Here is a 2,288-nt window from a genome sequence, read left to right on the forward strand (position 1 = left end):
TGGCTTTACCATCTTTCTCTCCATCAAATACTAAATTGTAGAATGCAGTGCCAAAATGAACTGCCTCAAGTTGAAACCCATTTAATTGCTCAATTCCCACGGATGCCTCCTTGCCACATAACGCCTACTTAAGCGGAAAAATATAGTTGGCTAAAATGTTGAACGGAGTGAAAACAGCCAACTGTATTTTTTCCGTTTGAAGTTCTTGTTAGGGTTACTGTTCACCGATAATATCAGAAGTTAACTGCCAGATATCACCAGTATCAAAGAAGATACCGAAAAATGATGCGTATACTTTTATTTCTTTAGATTGGTCATCTAACTCGACGGCTAACTTAATAGCTTTAGCTGAAAAGTCACCATAGATCTTACCGCGGGTATAAATACCGTTTTCATTTTTTTTGAACTCTAAAGCAGATAAAGAGGACTCAATGTCATTTATAGGTTTATTAAATTTAGCTATATATTTAGGGAAAAACGCAAGCTTTGGTTTCTCGCTTTTATGCACCTTAAAAGGTAAAATTTTATAGAGTGCAGTAAAAGCAATTACTGCTATAACAATAGTTAATATTGTATCCATTATGTCATTCATACTCAGACTCCTTGTGTAACCCTAACGCCTCACTAAGAGGCTAAAAATTGTTGGCTAAAATAGTGAGCGCAGCGAACCTAGCCAACTTTTTTTAGTCCTTTTGAGTGACTTGTTAGCTATTTGGCAGCAAAACAAACCAGTTAAAAAATCCATTTATTTCTTTTACAGGATACTTATCACCTAAAGAGTAATGCTTAAAATCTTTGCTACCCACAGCAAGCTCTATGGTTGTTCCATGCCTGTTAATACTAATGTACCAAGCTTCGGGTGCTTTCCCTGCTTTCTCTTGGTACTTTTTATCACTAATTTCGTAAGAGGCGATAGTTTCGTTTTTTGCGTAGTTTATATTTAATACACAAGAGATAGAAATAGAAAAACTGATAACACCCACATAAAATAAAAATTTTGCCGCCCAAACTTCATTATCAGGCACACTAGAAAGTAGAAAAGAACCTTTACGAGCTATAACTGCAGAAACACACAGCCCAAATAATGTTGCTACCAGAAGCAACAAATATATATCTTGCGTATTATCCAAATCTCGCCATTTGAATAATATGGAGATCAATCCGAAAAAAAATGTGCAGAAAATTACAAAACTTTTTATAGACTTCATATTTAAATAGCTAACGCCACATTAAGCGGCAAAAAATTGTTGGCTAAAATGTTGAACGAAGTGAAAACAGCCAACTGTTTTTTGTCCGTTTGAATGCCTTGTTAGGTTTTGGTAGACACTAACCTTTTGTTTTACCGATGTTAAGTTCGATTTCTGAAGGTGAAATAGTTACACTTGGTAATTCCACATCATCAAGATGCTTATGATAATTTGGTACTTCAGAATTTGCCACCTCAATTATTTTTGAAGCTAACGCCAACAACCCATTTTTGTCACCAGATAAATATACACAAGTATTATTTATATCTACCTCAAGCTCACCAGTGTGATTTTTCTCACTAAAAGGGACACCATGAGGATTGATAATAAATTTATGAGTAAACTCAACTTCTTTCATAAAAACCTAACGCCTCATTAAGAGGAAATTTATGGTTGGCTAAAATGTTGAACGCAGTGAAAACAGCCAACTGTAAATTTTCCTGCTTTAATGACTTGTTATGTGTTTTTAGCACCATAGCCATTATTAAACAACTTAAAGTGCGTTATAAAAAGCCACGCTATTATGATGCTGAGAATTAATGCAGTCCCCTCTCCAATTTCTTCTTTGTTAGGAAGCGACAAGAGTTTTGGTATGAGGGTTGGTGAATAGACTATTGATATTGAGATAATCAAACTCCCTGTGACGGCAATTAATAGAAATAATAGCGCTTTATATCTTTTAAATAATGCCAGTGAAAACATTAGAATTATTTGAATAAATATTTGTAATGAAATAACGCGCCAAAAGATCGCATATATTCCTTTAGCCAGAGACTCCGTAATAGGAAAGTCTGTAAAAATAAGACTATGAAAGAAATATACTAAGAAAAACATAACCATTTCTAAAGCTATTAGAGTTGCTAAGTATGGAAATGCTTCCTTAATTTTTTTCATACTCCAAACTTCCCTAAACACATAACAGCTTGTATGGATAATAAATCCATTAATTAATAACAATTTAAACCAAGTTCGGTAAAGTGAGACCCAAGCTTTGGCTGCAACCAAAGTCTTCTTATACGATAGTTCGACTAACAGCTGGCT

General features: G+C 34.3%; 4 protein-coding genes. All 4 read right to left on the minus strand.

Annotated features, from left to right (window positions below; genetic code table 11):
- Nucleotides 1–214: 214 nt before the first annotated feature.
- Nucleotides 215–592: a hypothetical protein gene (locus tag H4J69_RS19480; RefSeq protein WP_182252049.1), complete on the minus strand. Its 378-nt coding sequence runs from the start codon at nt 590–592 to the stop codon at nt 215–217.
- A 112-nt stretch (nt 593–704) separates the two neighbouring features.
- Nucleotides 705–1,130 (minus strand): hypothetical protein, encoded by a 426-nt coding sequence (locus H4J69_RS19485; RefSeq protein ID WP_182252050.1) that lies wholly within the window; start codon nt 1,128–1,130, stop codon nt 705–707.
- A gap of 196 nt (nt 1,131–1,326) precedes the next feature.
- On the minus strand, nt 1,327–1,605 hold the full coding sequence (locus H4J69_RS19490; protein ID WP_182252051.1) for a hypothetical protein: 279 nt from the start codon (nt 1,603–1,605) through the stop codon (nt 1,327–1,329).
- A 98-nt stretch (nt 1,606–1,703) separates the two neighbouring features.
- On the minus strand, nt 1,704–2,288 hold a 585-nt coding region (locus H4J69_RS19495; protein ID WP_220469606.1), incomplete at its 5' end, for a hypothetical protein.

The organism is Colwellia sp. BRX10-9 (assembly GCF_014077405.1).
Taxonomy (GTDB): Bacteria; Pseudomonadota; Gammaproteobacteria; order Enterobacterales; family Alteromonadaceae; genus Colwellia_A.

What these genes read in the sequence shown, in the direction of transcription:
- H4J69_RS19480 (WP_182252049.1), bottom strand. Translation starts at nt 592, where the DNA reads ATGAATGACATAATGGATACAATATTAACTATTGTTATAGCAGTAATT.
- H4J69_RS19490 (WP_182252051.1), bottom strand. Translation starts at nt 1,605, where the DNA reads ATGAAAGAAGTTGAGTTTACTCATAAATTTATTATCAATCCTCATGGT.